Annotated in this window: 14 protein-coding genes; 8 read left to right on the forward strand and 6 right to left on the reverse strand. The window is 70.2% G+C overall.

Annotated features, from left to right (window positions below):
* Nucleotides 1–328 precede the first annotated feature (328 nt).
* Nucleotides 329–1,537 (reverse strand): MFS transporter, encoded by a 1,209-nt coding sequence (locus tag F9C11_RS15320; RefSeq protein WP_409185528.1) that lies wholly within the window; start codon nucleotides 1,535–1,537, stop codon nucleotides 329–331.
* A 352-nt stretch (nucleotides 1,538–1,889) separates the two neighbouring features.
* On the opposite strand from F9C11_RS15320, the gene F9C11_RS15325 reads away from it, so the two are divergent.
* A complete protein-coding gene (locus F9C11_RS15325; RefSeq protein WP_409185529.1) occupies nucleotides 1,890–2,786 on the forward strand; it encodes an SDR family NAD(P)-dependent oxidoreductase in 897 nt (298 codons plus the stop codon).
* A 74-nt stretch (nucleotides 2,787–2,860) separates the two neighbouring features.
* Here the strand turns inward: F9C11_RS15325 and F9C11_RS15330 are convergent, their stop codons facing one another.
* Entirely contained in the window at nucleotides 2,861–4,684 is a 1,824-nt protein-coding gene (locus F9C11_RS15330) for an AMP-dependent synthetase/ligase (RefSeq protein ID WP_409185530.1), read from the reverse strand.
* Between the two features lie 145 nt (nucleotides 4,685–4,829).
* On the opposite strand from F9C11_RS15330, the gene kynU reads away from it, so the two are divergent.
* The 6 genes from kynU (at nucleotide 4,830) to F9C11_RS15360 (ending at nucleotide 10,763) form a co-directional block, all read left to right on the forward strand.
* Nucleotides 4,830–6,020, forward strand: coding sequence for a kynureninase (kynU, locus tag F9C11_RS15335; RefSeq protein ID WP_409185531.1), 1,191 nt, complete (start codon nucleotides 4,830–4,832; stop codon nucleotides 6,018–6,020).
* A 212-nt stretch (nucleotides 6,021–6,232) separates the two neighbouring features.
* Nucleotides 6,233–6,523 carry a hypothetical protein gene (locus F9C11_RS15340; protein WP_409185532.1) on the forward strand — a complete coding sequence of 97 codons (291 nt, stop codon included), beginning with the start codon at nucleotides 6,233–6,235 and terminating at the stop codon, nucleotides 6,521–6,523.
* A gap of 377 nt (nucleotides 6,524–6,900) precedes the next feature.
* Complete coding sequence (locus tag F9C11_RS15345; RefSeq protein ID WP_409185533.1) at nucleotides 6,901–9,396, forward strand: nitrate- and nitrite sensing domain-containing protein; 2,496 nt, start codon at nucleotides 6,901–6,903, stop codon at nucleotides 9,394–9,396.
* On the forward strand, nucleotides 9,396–9,812 hold the full coding sequence (locus F9C11_RS15350) for a roadblock/LC7 domain-containing protein (protein ID WP_409185534.1): 417 nt from the start codon (nucleotides 9,396–9,398) through the stop codon (nucleotides 9,810–9,812). The genes F9C11_RS15345 and F9C11_RS15350 overlap by 1 nt, the downstream gene beginning before the upstream one ends.
* Entirely contained in the window at nucleotides 9,809–10,183 is a 375-nt protein-coding gene (locus F9C11_RS15355; protein ID WP_409185535.1) for a DUF742 domain-containing protein, read from the forward strand. Before F9C11_RS15350 ends, F9C11_RS15355 begins: the two co-directional genes overlap by 4 nt.
* A complete protein-coding gene (locus F9C11_RS15360) occupies nucleotides 10,164–10,763 on the forward strand; it encodes a GTP-binding protein (protein WP_409185536.1) in 600 nt (199 codons plus the stop codon). Before F9C11_RS15355 ends, F9C11_RS15360 begins: the two co-directional genes overlap by 20 nt.
* 32 nt (nucleotides 10,764–10,795) lie before the next feature.
* Here F9C11_RS15360 and F9C11_RS15365 read toward each other — a convergent pair whose 3' ends face one another.
* On the reverse strand, nucleotides 10,796–11,254 hold the full coding sequence (locus tag F9C11_RS15365) for a DoxX family protein (RefSeq protein WP_409185537.1): 459 nt from the start codon (nucleotides 11,252–11,254) through the stop codon (nucleotides 10,796–10,798).
* Nucleotides 11,255–11,389: 135 nt separating this feature from the next.
* Between F9C11_RS15365 and F9C11_RS15370 the strand changes: the two genes are divergently transcribed.
* Nucleotides 11,390–11,845 carry an NUDIX domain-containing protein gene (locus tag F9C11_RS15370; protein ID WP_409185538.1) on the forward strand — a complete coding sequence of 152 codons (456 nt, stop codon included), beginning with the start codon at nucleotides 11,390–11,392 and terminating at the stop codon, nucleotides 11,843–11,845.
* A gap of 209 nt (nucleotides 11,846–12,054) precedes the next feature.
* Here the strand turns inward: F9C11_RS15370 and F9C11_RS15375 are convergent, their stop codons facing one another.
* The 3 genes from F9C11_RS15375 to F9C11_RS15385 form a co-directional block, all read right to left on the reverse strand.
* Nucleotides 12,055–12,711 carry an HAD family hydrolase gene (locus F9C11_RS15375; protein WP_409185539.1) on the reverse strand — a complete coding sequence of 219 codons (657 nt, stop codon included), beginning with the start codon at nucleotides 12,709–12,711 and terminating at the stop codon, nucleotides 12,055–12,057.
* A 36-nt stretch (nucleotides 12,712–12,747) separates the two neighbouring features.
* Complete coding sequence (locus F9C11_RS15380) at nucleotides 12,748–13,548, reverse strand: alpha/beta fold hydrolase (protein ID WP_409185540.1); 801 nt, start codon at nucleotides 13,546–13,548, stop codon at nucleotides 12,748–12,750.
* 122 nt (nucleotides 13,549–13,670) lie between these two features.
* The gene (locus F9C11_RS15385) at nucleotides 13,671–14,801 is read right to left on the reverse strand and encodes a metallophosphoesterase (protein ID WP_409185541.1); all 1,131 of its coding nucleotides are present in this window, start codon (nucleotides 14,799–14,801) and stop codon (nucleotides 13,671–13,673) included.
* Nucleotides 14,802–14,974 lie beyond the last annotated feature (173 nt).

The raw sequence follows: 14,974 nt of genomic DNA on the forward strand, positions 1-14,974 counted from the left end.
TTCCGCGACAACTGCTGCATCCATGAAGTAAATTGCGGAGGAGAGCCCCCGACGTCCCCCCGAGTGAGGTGTTTTCCCGTGCGCGACCGCGAAGCGTGAATCGAGCTGTTGTCATTTTCCGATGAATTGTCAGCGAGCGGAGGTGGACAGCTGTGCGTGACCGTGAAGCGTGAGTTCCGTGACCGATCGACAGCGGATTCGTGACAATGCGAACGGAGGTGTGTTCCGTGCGTGACCGTGAAGCGTGAAACGACTTCCCGTCCGGCGTATCCGGACCCATTCGGCCGGTGCCTCGACCCCGGCCGCCGTTCCCTCCGGCAACCCACGATCAGGCCCCGGCCGCGACCGCGTGCCGCACCCGGGTCCACGAGAACGCGGTGGGGATCGCCAGCGCCACGCCGGCCAGCCCGGCCAGCGCGATGGCGGTGACCGCGGACCCGGTCGCCTGTGCGACCACCCCGCCGAGAGCCACCCCGATGCCCTGCGCGACGCGCAGTCCCGTGCGGTAGAGCCCGCCGGCGCCGCCGCGCAGTTCGTTCGGCACCCAGGTGGAGAACGTCGCGGTCACGGTGATGATGTAGGCGCCCATCGCACCGGCGAGCGCGAGCAGCACCAGCGCGACGACCAGATTCGGCCGCAGCAGGAAGAGCGCGAGCAGGGCCAGCGAGGTCGTCGCGAGCACGCCGAGCAGCCGCTGCCGGACCTCGGCGGACGCGAATTTCGACAGCAGATAGGCCCCGGCGACGAAGCCGAGCGGGTCGGCGGCGAGCAGCCAGCCGACCGCCGCGGACGGCGCGTTCAGCTGCTGGGCCAGCGGCGCGGCCAGCCCTTCGGGCACCACGGCCAGCCCCACGAGCCACGACAACGCGATCAGCACGCGCAGTTTGCGCTGCCCGAACACCCAGCGCGTGGCGGAGAACCAGGTGCTGTGCTCGCCCCCGGCGGCGGGCCGGTCGCGCACCCACACCCGCACGAGCACCGAGGCCGCCGCGAAGCTCACCGCGTCGATCGCCAGCGCCCACGAGGTGCCCACGGCGGTCACCAGCACGCCGCCGCCGGCCAGGCCGAGCAGCTGCACCGTGTTGGTGGTGATCCCGCGCAGGTCCTGGCTGCGCAGGTACAGGTGGTCGTCGGTGAACACCTCGCGGGTGATCGCGTTCTGCGCCGCGTTCGCCGGCGACGCGGCCAGTTGCACCGCGACCAGCAGCAGGCACAGCGCGGCCAGCGGCATCCCGGGCAGGCTCATCAGCCCGACCAGCACCGCCTGCGCCGCGGCGCTCACGCTCAGCACGGCGCGGCGCGGGTAGCGGTCGGCGAGGAAGGACAGCCCGAGCCCGCCGGCGAGCGCGGGCAGGAAGGTCAGCGCGTAGACGACCGCGGCCCAGAGCGCGGAACCGGTGCGGTGGTAGACGAGGATGGACAGCGCCACCTTCGCCAGCTGGTCGCCCGCGCTCGAGATGGCCTCCGCCGCCCAGAGCACGCGGTATTCGACATTCCGCAGCGGCGCCGTAAGCCGAGAGGTCGCTTCGGTCGTCACGAGATGACCACTGCCCCCTCCCCGATCGAGTGAATGCGGGTGCTCCGCATTGTGCCTTCGCCTGATGCGCTCCTGGCCCCGAGTGTCACTACTCCGGCCAGGGCATGCACGTTCAGTATGCCGCTGATCACACCAGGGTGAACAGTCGGGAAGAATCCGGTGGCCGGAACGCGAAGCCGTTCGGACTGACCTGCCGCGGGGTACCCGTAGCACTGATCAGCTTTCCTCGTTCGGCGCAGCGCGACCACCGTTCGTCGCCATCGTCCGGTGCGACTGGGCCGAACGGTCCAACACTGGGAGAGACCCGGCGGAGCGGCCGTCCTCGCGCCGGGCGCACCAGCGGGGAGTGAGCGTGGACAGACTGTTGCAGGACAAGGCCGTGGTCGTGACCGGGGCCGGGCGCGGGCTCGGGGAGGCGTTCGCCGTGCACGTCGCGCGGGCGGGCGGCGCGGTGGTGGTCAACGACGTGGACGCCGAACTGGCCGAGCGCACCGCCGCGACGATCCGCGGCCACGGCGGGCGCGCCGTCGCGAACGGACACAGCGTGGCCGATCCGGGGCAGGCGCAGGCGATCGTCGACCAGTGCGTCGCCGAGTTCGGCCGGATCGACGGCCTGGTCAACAACGCGGGGCTCAACTACGAGGCACTCCCCTGGGAGGACGACGCGGAGCAGGCCCGCCAGCTGGTCGAGGTGAACGTGCTCGGCGTGATGTACACCGGGCTGGCCGCGATCCGGGCGATGGTCGGCGCGGGCGGCGGCGGGTCGATCGTGAACATCTCCTCGGGCGCGTCGCTCGGGCAGCGCAAGCTCGGGGTGTACTCGGCGAGCAAGGGCGCGGTCGCGTCGCTGACCTATTCGTGGGCGCTGGACCTCGAGGACTCCGGGATCAGGGTGAACGCGGTGTGCCCGGTGGCGCACACCCGGATGGTCTGGAAATCCGAACGCGCGCTGCGCGCCTGCCCGCCGGAGCGCACGCCGGCGAAGATCGCGCCGCTCGTGCTGTTCCTGCTCGGCGAGGGCTCGCACGGGATCACCGGGCAGCTGATCCGGTGCAACGGCCCGCAGCTGCACGTGATGGGGCAGCCGTACTTGAAGCAGCCGATCCTGGAGCGGCCGGACTGGGACACCGAGACCGTGCAGCAGGCGTTCGACGAGGTGTTCTCCGCCCACCTGGAGAACTACGGACTGGAGAAGCGCGTGCCGCCGCGGCTGCGCAAGTGGACGGAGAACTCGATCCGGGCGTCGTGACCCTGGGGTCAGCGGGGCAGGTCGGTCGCGCGTAAGAGAACGGTGCGGCCGGGATTCGCCCGGCCGCACCGATTTCAGGCGTAGAGGGCGGCGATGTCGGTGCCGTAGCGGTCGTTGATCACCCGGCGCTTGAGCTTGAGTGTGGGGGTCAGTTCGCCGGTTTCGGGCGTCCACGCGGTGGTGATCACGTGGTACTTCTTGATTTGCTCGGCCCGCGCGAGCCTGCTGTTGGCCGATTCGACGGCTCGGGCGATCTCCGCCTGGACCGCCTCGTGCGCGGCGAGCGCTTCGATCCCGGCCGCTTCGATGCCGTTCGCCGCTGCCCAGCCGGGGGCGCTTTCGTCGTCGAGCACGATCAGCGCGGTCACGTACGGCCGCGCGTCGCCGATCGCTACCGCCTGGCCGATCAGCGGGTGCTCTTTCAGCAAGCCCTCGATTCGGGTCGGCGCGATGTTCTTGCCGCTCGAGGTGATGATCAGTTCCTTCTTGCGGTCGGTGATCGTGACGTAGCCGTCGTCGTCGATCGTGCCGATGTCGCCGGTGGCGAACCAGCCGTCGGCGTCGGTGGCCGGTTCGATCGTGCCGTCCGGCTGCAGGTAGCCGAGGAACACGATCGGACCGCGGACGAGCAGTTCGCCGTCCTCGCCGGTCTTCACCTCGACGCCGTCGATCGGCCGCCCGACGGTGCCCGCGCGGAACGCGTCGGCGCTGTTCGCGGTCGCCGCGCCGGTGGTCTCCGACAGGCCCCAGACCTCGCGGAGCTCCACGCCCAGCCCGGCGAGGAAGTACAGCACTTCCAGCGGCAACGCGGCCGCGCCGCTGGAGGCGATGTGCAGCTGGTCGAGCCCGAGCAGCCCGCGTACCGGCGCGAGCACGGTCTCGTCGGTCTTCGCGATGCGCTCGGCGAGATCGGCCGGGACCTCCTTGCCCGCGCTGCGGAGTTTGTAGCCCTCCTGCAGGAGTTCGTTGGCCGAGAGGAGCGCTTCGCGCCGGTCCTCGGGCACGCCGGCGAGCATGTTCTTCAGGCCCGCCACCATCTTTTCCCACACCCGCGGCACGCCGAAGAAGCTCTGCGGACGCACCTGGCCGAGCGCCGCGACGACGCCGGACGGATCGGCGACCGTGTGCACGTGGCCCGCCGCGACGATCGGCAGATAAATCGACAACTCGCGTTCGGCGATGTGCGCCAGCGGCAGGTACGCGATGTTCGTGGGGTGCATCGGGGCCTTGTGCAGCGTGTGCACGGCGATGCCCTCGTGGATCGCGTTGCGGTGGGAAAGCACGACGCCCTTGGGGTCGCCGGTGGTGCCGGAGGTGTAGATCATCGCGAGCGGGTCGTCCGGGCGGATCGCCTGCCACGCCCGGTCGAACGCCTCGGGGTCGGCGGCGAGCGCGGCGCGGCCGGATTCGCGCACCGCGGAGTACGCGACGAACCGGTCGTCGCCGTCTGGGATCGCGGATTCGTCCATCACCACGACGCGGCGCAGCGCGGGCAGGTCGTCGAGCACCGGCAGCCAGCGGGACAGCTCGTCGGCGCCGGCGAGGACGACGACCGGGGCGGCGCTGTGCCGGGCGACGTAGCGGATCTGCTCCGGGCTGAGCGTCGCGTACGCCGTGCACGGGATGGCCGCCAGGTGCACCGCGGCGAGGTCGGCGACGAGGTGGTCCGGCGAACTGGGGGCCATGATCAGCATCCGGTCGCCCGCGGCGAGGCCGAGCCCGGCGAGCCCCCGGGACACCTCGGCGATCGCGGTCCGGAACTCGCTCCAGGTGAGCGTCGGCCTGCCCTCGAGATCGAGCGAGGTGAGCGCTGGCCGGTCCCCGTACTCGACGGCGTTGCGCCGCAGCAGCAGCGGGATGGTTTGGCCCTCGGCCTGTTCGGCGATCGACTGGGTCAACGCTGACCTCCTCCGGTGGTGCCTGGTCAGGTCACTGTAGGTCGTCGAAGCGGCCTTCGATAGAGAATCCCGGCCAGCCTCGGTGCTCGATAAGACCGCCCGGGGCCTGTTATGAATGGGGCGGACCAGGACCTGAGGAGCGTCGATGACCGAATCCGCCGTGCGCCGCGCGAGCCTTGCCGACGAGGCCGCCGCACTCGACGCCGCCGACCCGCTCGCCGCGAAACGCGCGGAGTTCGACCTTGACCCGGAAGTCGCGTACTTCGACGGGAATTCCCTTGGCGCGCCGCCGAAACACGTCGCGGAGCGGCTGAGCCAGGCGGTGCGGCAGCAGTGGGGGCGGCGGCTGATCCGGTCGTGGACCGAGGGCTGGTGGGAAGCGCCGCAGCGGGTCGGGGAGCGGATCGCGCCGCTGGTCGGGGCCGCGGCCGGACAGGTCGTGGTGGCGGATTCGACCAGTGTGGACCTGTTCAAGGTGCTCGTCGCGGCGGTGCGGGCGAATCCCGGCCGCGACGAGGTCCTGGTCGACGCGGGAACCTTCCCGACCGACGGCTACGTGGCCGACCAGGCGGCCCGGCTCACCGGGCACACCGTGCGGCGCGTGCCGGTGGCGGAGCTGCCCGGCGCGGTGAGCGAACGGACCGCCGCGGTGCTCGTGAACCACGTCGACTACGTCAGCGGGCGGCTGCACGACATGCCGTCGGTCACCGAGGCGGTGCACGCGACCGGCGCGCTCGCGGTGTGGGACCTCTGCCACAGCGTCGGCGCGATCCCGGTTCAGCTGGACGCGTGCGGCGTCGACTTCGCGGTGGGCTGTACGTACAAATTCCTCAACGGCGGACCGGGTTCGCCCGCGTTCGTCTATGTGGCACAACGCCATCAGGCGGAATTCGATCAGCCGCTCGCCGGATGGGCCGGGCACGCGGATCCGTTCGGAATGGAACCGGGATACCGCGGCAGCGCGGGGATCGCGCGCGCCCGCGCCGGAACGCCGGACATCCTGTCGATGCTGGCGCTCGACGCCGCGCTGGACGTGTGGGACGGCGTCGACCTTTCCGTGCTGCGCGCGAAAGGCTTGGCACTGGGCGATTTCTTTTTCCGGTGTGCGGACGAACTGCTGCCGGGAGCCGACATTCCGACGCCGCGCGAGCACACCCGCGGACACCAGGTTTCGGTGCGCGACGCGGGCGGGCAGCAGACGATGAACGCGCTGCACGAACGCGGGGTGCTCGGGGATTTCCGGCCGCCGGACGTGCTGCGTTTCGGGCTGGCCCCGCTGTACACGACTTACGCCGAGGTGCTGCGGGCGGTCACCGTGCTGCGCGAGGTGCGCTGAAAAGAATTCGCGCAATATCCGCGAGGATTCGCGCGGACCGGGGCCGGATTCGCCGGTCCTGGGTGAACAATCGGTGTCCTGCTCGCCCCTTCGGGTGATCGACGGGGGCGCCGCGCACTGCCCGGCGGGTATGCTCGGTGCCTGTTTTTTCGCGGACCGAAGCTGATCGGGGAGCGGCCTCGCCACGCGAATCCGGGGCGGAAGGGGCCGAAATGATCGAGAACCGCGGTCGGGAAGTGCCGCTCTCGTATGTCGTGACCCTGCTCGTCGGCGTGGCGATCGGCTTCGTGCTCGCGCGTTTCGGCGGGGTGGTCGCGCGCTATCCGGTCGAATCGGCGCTGGTGGCGGTGCTGGTCGCGTCCGTGGCGGTGCTCGCCTGGGCGTGCCGGGAGATGCTGCACGACCTGCTCCGCCGCGACCGCCCGGCCGTTCCGGAGGAAACCGGGACGGCTCCCGGGCCGCGGCTTTCCGCGCACCGTCCGCCGAATGGCGTCCGGCGCTGAATTCCGGAAATCGATCTCGGTTCCGCCGTGCGATTCCGCCGCCGATGCGGAAATGCGCATGAGTTTCCGGCGAGTTTTCGCGCGCGCGAGGTCGTGACGGACCTCACGCGCGGGCGCCCGGCGGGCAACGACCGGGCCGGTGCGACCAAGGTCACGTCCGGTGGTGATCAGTTTTCCAAGCACCACAGCGGGTTACTAGCAGGTAACAAGAGGATGACGGCAACCCGGGTCCGGACTTGACTCGCCCGTGAAGGTTGCTTACCGTCGTCGCGGGCAACGCAGACCACGGTGAACTGTGATCCGGCTGGTCGGACCGGTGCGAGGAAAACACCGCGGACCCGAATACCATGGCAGGGCCGGAAGGAAAACGGATCACGGTGAAGCAGAATTCCGGGCGCAACGGCCGCGGGTCGTCTATTCGCTCTCGCGTGCTCGCGATCGCATTGATTCCGAGCGTGGCGTTGCTGGTGGTCGGTATCGCGCTCGCCGGATACCTGATTTTCGACGCCGCGCAGGCGCGCGGTTACGCGCAGAAGATTCGCGGTTCGGAAGGCCCCGGCATTCCGTTCCTGCTCGCCGCCGAACAAGAGCGGCAGCTGTCGATGAGCGTGCTCGCCGGACAGGACGCCGCGCGCGCCGCGCTGCTGGCCACCCGGCCGAAGACGGACGCGTCCGCCGCGCAGATCACCTCGGTGCTGCAGGAAAACTTCGCCACCGACTCGAACGTGCCCGCGAGCGTCAAGCAGAACATCGCCACGTTCGCCGCGCTGGAAGCGAAACTGCCGCAGCTGCGCCAGCGGGTCGACGCCGGGCAGGCGCCGCGGCTCGAGGTTTTTTCCTTCTACAACCAGATCATCGACCAGTTCACCCAGGGCGTCGCCGGGCTCGCGCAGGCCGCGCGCGGCGCGGACAACGCCTACGCCCGGCTGTCCGCGATCCCGATTTTCAACGCTGCCGAGGAAATGCAGCGCAGCGACGCGCTGGCGTCGGCCGGTCTCGCCGCCGGCGGGCTGTCCGGCGACGAGCAGCGCGCGTACCTCGGCCAGATCGGCGCGTACCACGCGCAGCTCGAACAGTCGGTGCCGCAGATGGTGCCCGAGGTGCGGGCGAACTACGACAAGCTCGTCTCGAGTCCCGCGTGGACGACCGTGACGCAGGTCGAGAACGCGTTGCTGTCCGGCGCGAAACAGCTTCCGGTGCCGCTGGAACAGTGGCGCGCCGACGCCAAACAGGTCGCCACCACGCTGATGACGATGTTCGCCGCGCAGAGCGCGCACGCGACCAACGCGGCGATCGCCGACGCGGACGACACGCTGCGGAATTCGATCATCGCGGGCGCGGCGGCGGTGCTCTTCGCGCTCGCCGTGGTGCTGGTCGCGCTGCGGCTGTCCAACCGGTTCATCGCCCGGCTCGCCCGGCTGCGCGAGGACACCCTCGACGCGGCCGAGGTGCGGCTGCCGGAGCTCATGGACCGGCTGCGCGACGGCGAACCGGTCGACCTCGACGCGGGCGGGCACCTGCTCGACCACGGCACGGACGAGATCGGCGAGGTGGCCGAGGCGTTCAACCTCGCACAGCAGTCCGCGATCGCCGCCGCCGTCGAAGAGGCCAAGACGCGGCAGGGCACGAAGGCGGTGTTCCTCAACATCGCGCACCGCAGCCAGGTGATCGTGCACCGGCAGCTGAAGGTGCTCGACGCGGCCGAGCGCAAGCAGGAGGACCCGGACCAGCTCGACACGCTGTTCCGCCTCGACCACCTCTCCACCCGCGCCCGGCGCAACGCGGAGAACCTGATCATCCTCGGCGGCGGCCAGCCCGGGCGGCAGTGGCGCAATCCGGTGTCGCTGGTGGAACTCGTCCGCGGCGCGGCGGCGGAAACCGAGCACTTCGCGCGGGTGAAGACGGCGAAGCTGCCCGACGTCGCCGTGCGCGGGCCGGTCGTCGGCGACCTCGTGCACCTGCTCGCCGAGCTGATCGACAACGCGACGTCGTTCTCGCCGCCGGAATCGCGCGTCGAACTGCGCGGCAACGTGGTCGGCAAGGGTGTCGTGATCGAGGTCGAGGACCAGGGCCTCGGCATCGAGCAGGACCAGGCCGACGAGTTCAACGCGATGCTCGCCGACCCGCCGGACTTCGGGATCATGGCGCTGTCCGACGAACCGCGGCTGGGGCTGTTCGTGGTCGCGCGGCTGGCTTCCCGGCACGGGATTTCGGTGCACCTGCGCGACTCCGCGTACGGCGGCACCCGGGCGATCGTGCTGGTGCGCAAGGATTTGCTCGCGCCGATCAGCGAGACGGAGCCTTCGGACGCGGACGCCGGTCCGGAGCCGGACGTGCCGCAGCTTTCCCGGCTCGCGGTGGAGCCTTCGCGGCCCGCGCCGGAACCGCAGCGGGCTGAGCAGCGACCGGAATTGCCGCAGCGGAAGCAGACACGGCCGGAACCGCAGCAGGCGGAACTGCCGCAGCCGTCGCGGGTCGCGCCGGAACCGCGGGTCGCGCCGGAGCAGCAGCGGCCGGAGTTGCCGACGCGTCGCGCGATGCGTCCGGCGGCCGAGGCCCCGCGTGCGCCGCGTCCGCCGCAGAACCGCGAGCCGCGTCCGCCCGCGGACAATGCCCGCGCGCCGCGTCCGGCGGTGGAGAACGGCCGGGCCGCGCCGCCGCGTCCGCCCGGGCGTCCGCCGCTGCCGCAGCGGCGCCGGCAGCAGAACCTGGTTCCGCAGTTGCGCGGCGACCGGACGGCGCCGGAACCCGAGGACGTCCGCGAGGATTCGCCGGAGCAGGCCCGCTCCCGGCTCAGCGCGTTCCAGCAGGGCACCCGGCGGGCCCGCGAGGCCGATCCCGGGCACGACAACAGGTACGGAGATCGCGACTGATGGCGAACAACGGCGTCAACGAGCTCGACTGGCTGCTCGACGACCTCGTGCAGCGGGTCGCCGGCGCGGACCGCGCGGTGGTGCTGTCCGCGGACGGCTTGCTGATCGGCCGGTCGGGCAATCTGTCCGAGGCGGACGCGGAGCACCTGTCCGCGGTCGCGTCGGCGTTCCAGAGCCTCGCCCGCGGCACCGGACGGCATTTCGGCGGCGGCAACGTGCGGCAGACGATGGTCGAGATGGACCACGCGTTCCTGTTCGTCACCGGGGCCGGCCGAGGCGCCTGCCTCGCGCTGCTGGCCGGGGTCGACGCGGACATGGGGCTCGTCGCCTACGAGATGAACCTGATGGTCAAGCGGGTCGGCGCGGTGCTCACCGCGGCGCCGCGGGCCGGAGCGGTCCAGCGGACTTCGCCATGACGGTGCGGGGCCGCGAATCCTGGTACGAGGACGAGGCCGGTCCGCTGGTGCGGTCCTACGCCGTCACCGGCGGGCGCACCCGCTCCGACACCCGCGGGCTCGACCTCATCACGCTCGTCGTCGCGCTGCGCACGGCGAGCGAGACGCCCGACCTCGAACCGGAGTACTCGCGCATCCTTTCCCTGTGCCAGCGCCCGGTTTCGGTGGCCGAGGTGGCCGCGCGGGTGGATCTGCCGCTGCCGGTGGTCAAGGTGCTGCTGAGCGATTTGATAGAGCGCAATCTCGTGCTGTTCCGCACCGCGACGCCGGTGACCGACGCCCCCAGCCCCCACGTACTCCAGGCGGTTCTCGATGGCATCCGGAAACTCTGAGCCCCGCCGGTCGCTCACCGCGCAAGCGGTGAAGGTGCTCGTCGCGGGAGGCTTCGGGGTCGGCAAGACGACCCTGGTCGGCTCGGTCAGCGAGGTGCCGCCGCTGCGCACCGAAGAGGTGATCACCGCCGCGTCCGAGGGCGTGGACGACCTGTCCGGCGTCGAGGGCAAGACCACCACGACGGTCGCGCTCGACTTCGGCCGGATCACCATCAACCCGGAGCTGATCCTGTACCTGTTCGGCACGCCGGGACAGGACCGGTTCTGGTTCATGTGGGACGAACTGGCCGAGGGCGCGCTCGGCGCGGTGGTGCTCGCGGACACGCGGCGGCTCGAATCCTGTTTCCCCGCGGTCGATTTCTTCGAGCAGCGCGGGTTGCCGTTCGTGGTCGGGGTGAACTGCTTCGACGACGCTTACCGGTACGGGACCGAGGAAGTGCGCGCGGCGCTGGATCTGGATCCGCAGGTGCCGTTGCTGCTGTGCGACGCGCGGGAGCGGGATTCGACCAAGCAGGTGCTGACGGTGTTGATGGAGCACGCGCTCGGGCGGGCCATGCTGGTGAGCGGCAACCCCGGGTAGTTCTCCCGGGATTGCCGCTCTCCGCGGTTGTTTTAGCGGCGGCGCAGCTGGTCCAGGGAGGCCGCGCCCGGGCCGACTACCGCGATGGTGAGGAAGATCCAGGCGTACAGCGCGGCGGGTTCGCCCATGTTGTGCAGGGGGAGCAGGCCTTCCGGGGCGTGCACGGTGAAGTAGGCGTAGGCCATGACGCCGGACAGCACGGTCGCGGAGACGCGGGTGAAGAGTCCGGCGAAGACGAGGATCGCGCCGACGACCTCGATCAGGCTGGCCCAGTAGCCGGGCCACTGGCCGAAGGGGACCGCGCCGCCCGCGTTGTCGATTCCGCCGAAGAGGCCGAAGCCCATCAGGCCGTGGCAGAGGAAGAGGAACGACGTCACGGCGCGGAAGAGGGCCAGGACGGTGGGGCGGGCTCGGTCTGCCAGGGACTTGGCCGCTTCGGTCGTCTTGGTCTTGGTCTTGGTCTTGGTCTTGGGGGCGGTGGCGGTGGTCATCTTGGGTCCCTCCCGGGTGGCTGTGGGGTGCCTTCTGCTGATGCGTCGAACGGCGCCGGCTTGGATCGACACAGTGCCGGGAAGTTTTTTCGGGGTGGTGTTTGGGCTGGTCAGCGGGGCTGGCAGGGTGGGGGGATGGTGGTCAGGCGTAGTGCTGGGGTGTTGGTTTTCCGTCGGGGCGCGGGTGGGGTCGAGGTGTTGCTCGCGCACATGGGCGGGCCGTTTTGGGCCAAGAAGGACTTGGCGGCTTGGTCGTTGCCCAAGGGGGAGGTGGAGGAGGGGGAGTCGGCTGAGGTGGCTGCTCGGCGGGAGTTCGCGGAGGAGCTGGGGGTGCCGGTGCCTGACGGGGAATGGGTGGCGCTGGGGGAGGTCCGGCAGTCGGGGAAGGTCGTGACTGCTTGGGCGGTGGAGGGGGAGCTTGATCCGGCGGAGGTGGTGCCGGGGGTGTTCGAGATGGAGTGGCCGCCTCGGTCTGGGGTGATGCGGGAGTTTCCTGAGGTGGATCGGGTGGAGTGGTTTTCCTTGGAGGTCGCCCGGGAGAAGCTGGTCAAGGGGCAGCGGGGGTTTTTGGATCGGGTTGCGGAGTTGTGAGGTTTCGGCTCGTCGCCCTGGCGGGCGACATTGCCGTGTCTTGGGTTGCGTGGGGCACCCCGAAGCTTGATTGTGCTGACGGTTCGGGGGTGCTTGTCAAGGCGGGAAAGATGCCTTGACAAGCACCCCCGAACCGCAGGGCGGCTTCGTATCGGGGTGTGGGGGAGGGGCTGGGTGCCTCGCTCGTTGGGTGCGCTGGTTGCGGGTTGTTATTGGCTGAAGTGTTGCAGGAGCTTGGTTAGCGTTGTGGTGGTGAAGGAGGGGAGGACTAAGTCTGCTTTGGCGAAGTCCAGGGGTGCGGTGATGGGGTTGGGGATTGCGATGGTGGGGATTCCGGCTGCTTTTGCCGCGCTGACTCCGTGGGGGGAGTCTTCGAAGGCCAGGGCTTCTTCCGCGGGTACGCCTAGGGTGCGCAGGGCTGCCAGGTAGGTGTCTGGGTCTGGTTTTGGGTTGTGCCGGTCGCCGGTTTCTACCGCGGTGAAGTGGTGGGCCAGTCCTAGCCGGGCTAGTTGGCCGTGTACCCAGGTGCTGGAGGAGCTGGAGGCGATGCCCAGTGCCAGGCCGTGGTGGGCGGCTTCCTCCAGATAAGCGAGTACGCCTTCGCGGGGGCCGTCTTCGGCTAGGAGTTCGTGTACTCGGGCGCGCATTGCTGGGCGCAGCGATTCCGGGTCGACGTTTTCTGCTTGTTCGGCCAGGAGTTTGAACATCGTCGTCGCGGTGTTCTGGGTGCCGATGACGGTGTGCCAGACATCCAACGGCAGTTTTGCTCCGTGTTCGGCGAACATTTCCTGCCAGGAACGCAGTACCGCTGCTTCGGTGTCGGCCAGGGTGCCGTCGAAGTCGAAGATCAATGCTCGCGTGGCCACGTCCGGCAGCTTGCCTCACCAGGTCCGGCGGCGGGGTCAGTTCGTGGCGAAAAACTCCGCCAGGACTGGGGCGAGGGCGGCGGTTTTCACCAGGTGGGTCTGGCCGGGCAGGGTGCGGTATTCGGCGTTCGGGAGCTGGGCCGCGGCCGCTGCGACGCCGTTGCGCATCCACTCCGGGCTCTTGCCTCCGTCGAGGATGAGGGTGGGGGCGGTGATTCCGGACCAGCGGTTTTCCGGCAGCGGGCGGCCGGCCTGGTTGTCGTCCATGATCTGGGCGTCGTAGGCGAGGGTGGGGGCGACCCGCTTCATGCGCGGCCACGCGGGCATCAGGCGCATCATCGTGACCATCAGCGACGGCAGTCCGACGCCTTCGACCATGAACGTCTTGATCGCGTCGCCTGGTTTTCCGGCGGCGATGGCGGCTTCGAGTTTCGCCTGATAGTCGGCTGGCACGCGCTTGCGGGTGTTGTCGACGACGAAGGGCGGTTCGTATACCGCGACCTTCTTGACTGGCACGCCTCGGTGGGCGGCCTCCAGTACCAGGGCGGCGCCGGAGGAGATGCCGTACAGGCCGATCTCGCCGCCGGCTTCCTTGGCCAGTGCGGTGATGTCTTCGATCTCGCGTTCGACGTCGTACGGGGCGGTGTCGCCGCTTTCGCCTCGGCCTCGGCGGTCGAACGTGTAGACGGTGAAGCGGTCGGAGAGGGCCTTGGCGAGATCGTCGTTGGGCGTCGAGGTGCGGTAGCAGAGCGCGCCGTCGACGAGGACGAGAGCGGGGCCGGAGCCGAGGCGGGAGTAGGCGATCTGGGTGCCGTCGGCGGACGTGACGGTGGGCATGGAGTTCTCCTCGAAGGGGTGGTGCCGTTGGGGAGAACTTTCGCATCCGACGAGCGGAGTTGTCAAGACAAAAAAATTATTCGGTAGGGCGGGCGGTGGGCCGCGGGCGGGAGGCTGGGGGTTCAGGCGCTGCGCAGGGTCAGCAGGGCGATCTCGTTGGGGGCGAACACCCGGAACGGCGGGCCCCAGAAGCCGGAGCCGCGGCTGGTGTACAGCTGGGTCGGGCCGTGCCGGGTGAGGCCGGAGAGGGTCGGCTGGTCGAGGCGGACGAGGAGGTGGAACGGCCAGATCTGACCGCCGTGGGTGTGGCCGGAGATCTGCAGGTCGACGTTTTCCTCGCGGGCCTGAGCGACCTGTTTCGGCTGGTGGGCGAGCAGGACGACGGGGACGTCCGGATCGGAGCCGTCGAGTGCGGCGGCCAGGTCGGGGCCGTGGCCGGGCAGTCCGGAGGCGGCGCCGGTGGGGTCGTCGATGCCGGCGAAGAGCACGCGGGCGCCGTCGCGTTCGAGGAGGGTCGAGCGGTTGTGCAGGGTGTCCCAGCCGAGGCTCGCCATGTGGTCCAGCCACGCCTGGGCCTCGCCGAAGTACTCGTGGTTGCCGGTGATGTAGAACCGGCCGAGCGGGGCCTGCACGCCGCCGAGCGGGTCGACCTGCTTGCGCCGCTTGGCGACCGGCCCGTCGGCGAGGTCCCCGGCGTGGCAGACGACGTCGGGCCGCAGCCGGTTCAGTTCCGCGACCAGCTGCTCGGACCAGCGGGTGCGATCGAGCGGGCCGTAGTGGGTGTCGGTGACGACCGCGACGCGCAACCCGTCGAGCCCGGGACCGAGCTTCGGCAGCACGACGTCGACCGGCTTCACCGGCGGCACCCGCATCGCGATCCGGTTCCCGCTGACGAGCAGCACCGCCGAGACCGCGAGCGTGACCGCGGCTACGATCCGTGGCCGCGCGGGATCGTCCACTCCGGACACCAGCAGGACCAGCCGCAGCAGCTGCGTGAGGACGCTCCAGGTGAACAGCACCCAGACGATGCCGAGCGTGACGTCCCCGACCCGCGCGGCGGCGTCGCTCTGTTTCGGACCGTGCCCGAGCGCCATGAGCACCGGAAAACTCAGCGCGGCACCGGCGAAAACGACCGTGCTCACGACGGTGACGGCGACCGGCCAGCCCGGCAGCACCACGAGCACCGACCACGGCTCGCCGAACAACAAGAGCACCGCGGCGACCACGAAGGCAGCCCGACGAACTCCGACCACGGTTCTCTTCCCTTCGCCCAGGTGCTACCCAGCGTAGCCGCAGCCGGGGAGCGTGGAGGGGTGGTGTGGTCGCGTCGGGATGGTGCGCGGAGCTTCAGCGGGGGTGGAGCGGTATTCGGCACGGGTGGGGCATGCGGTTCCCGGCGGCTGGGGTGAGCGGAGCTGCGTCCGGG

This window comes from Amycolatopsis sp. VS8301801F10 (assembly GCF_046195355.1).
Lineage (GTDB): Bacteria > Actinomycetota > Actinomycetes > Mycobacteriales > Pseudonocardiaceae > Amycolatopsis.

What these genes read in the sequence shown, in the direction of transcription:
- kynU (WP_409185531.1), top strand. Translation starts at nt 4,830, where the DNA reads ATGACCGAATCCGCCGTGCGCCGCGCGAGCCTTGCCGACGAGGCCGCC.
- F9C11_RS15340 (WP_409185532.1), top strand. Translation starts at nt 6,233, where the DNA reads ATGATCGAGAACCGCGGTCGGGAAGTGCCGCTCTCGTATGTCGTGACC.
- F9C11_RS15350 (WP_409185534.1), top strand. Translation starts at nt 9,396, where the DNA reads ATGGCGAACAACGGCGTCAACGAGCTCGACTGGCTGCTCGACGACCTC.
- F9C11_RS15355 (WP_409185535.1), top strand. Translation starts at nt 9,809, where the DNA reads ATGACGGTGCGGGGCCGCGAATCCTGGTACGAGGACGAGGCCGGTCCG.
- F9C11_RS15360 (WP_409185536.1), top strand. Translation starts at nt 10,164, where the DNA reads ATGGCATCCGGAAACTCTGAGCCCCGCCGGTCGCTCACCGCGCAAGCG.
- F9C11_RS15365 (WP_409185537.1), bottom strand. Translation starts at nt 11,254, where the DNA reads ATGACCACCGCCACCGCCCCCAAGACCAAGACCAAGACCAAGACCAAG.
- F9C11_RS15370 (WP_409185538.1), top strand. Translation starts at nt 11,390, where the DNA reads ATGGTGGTCAGGCGTAGTGCTGGGGTGTTGGTTTTCCGTCGGGGCGCG.
- F9C11_RS15380 (WP_409185540.1), bottom strand. Translation starts at nt 13,548, where the DNA reads ATGCCCACCGTCACGTCCGCCGACGGCACCCAGATCGCCTACTCCCGC.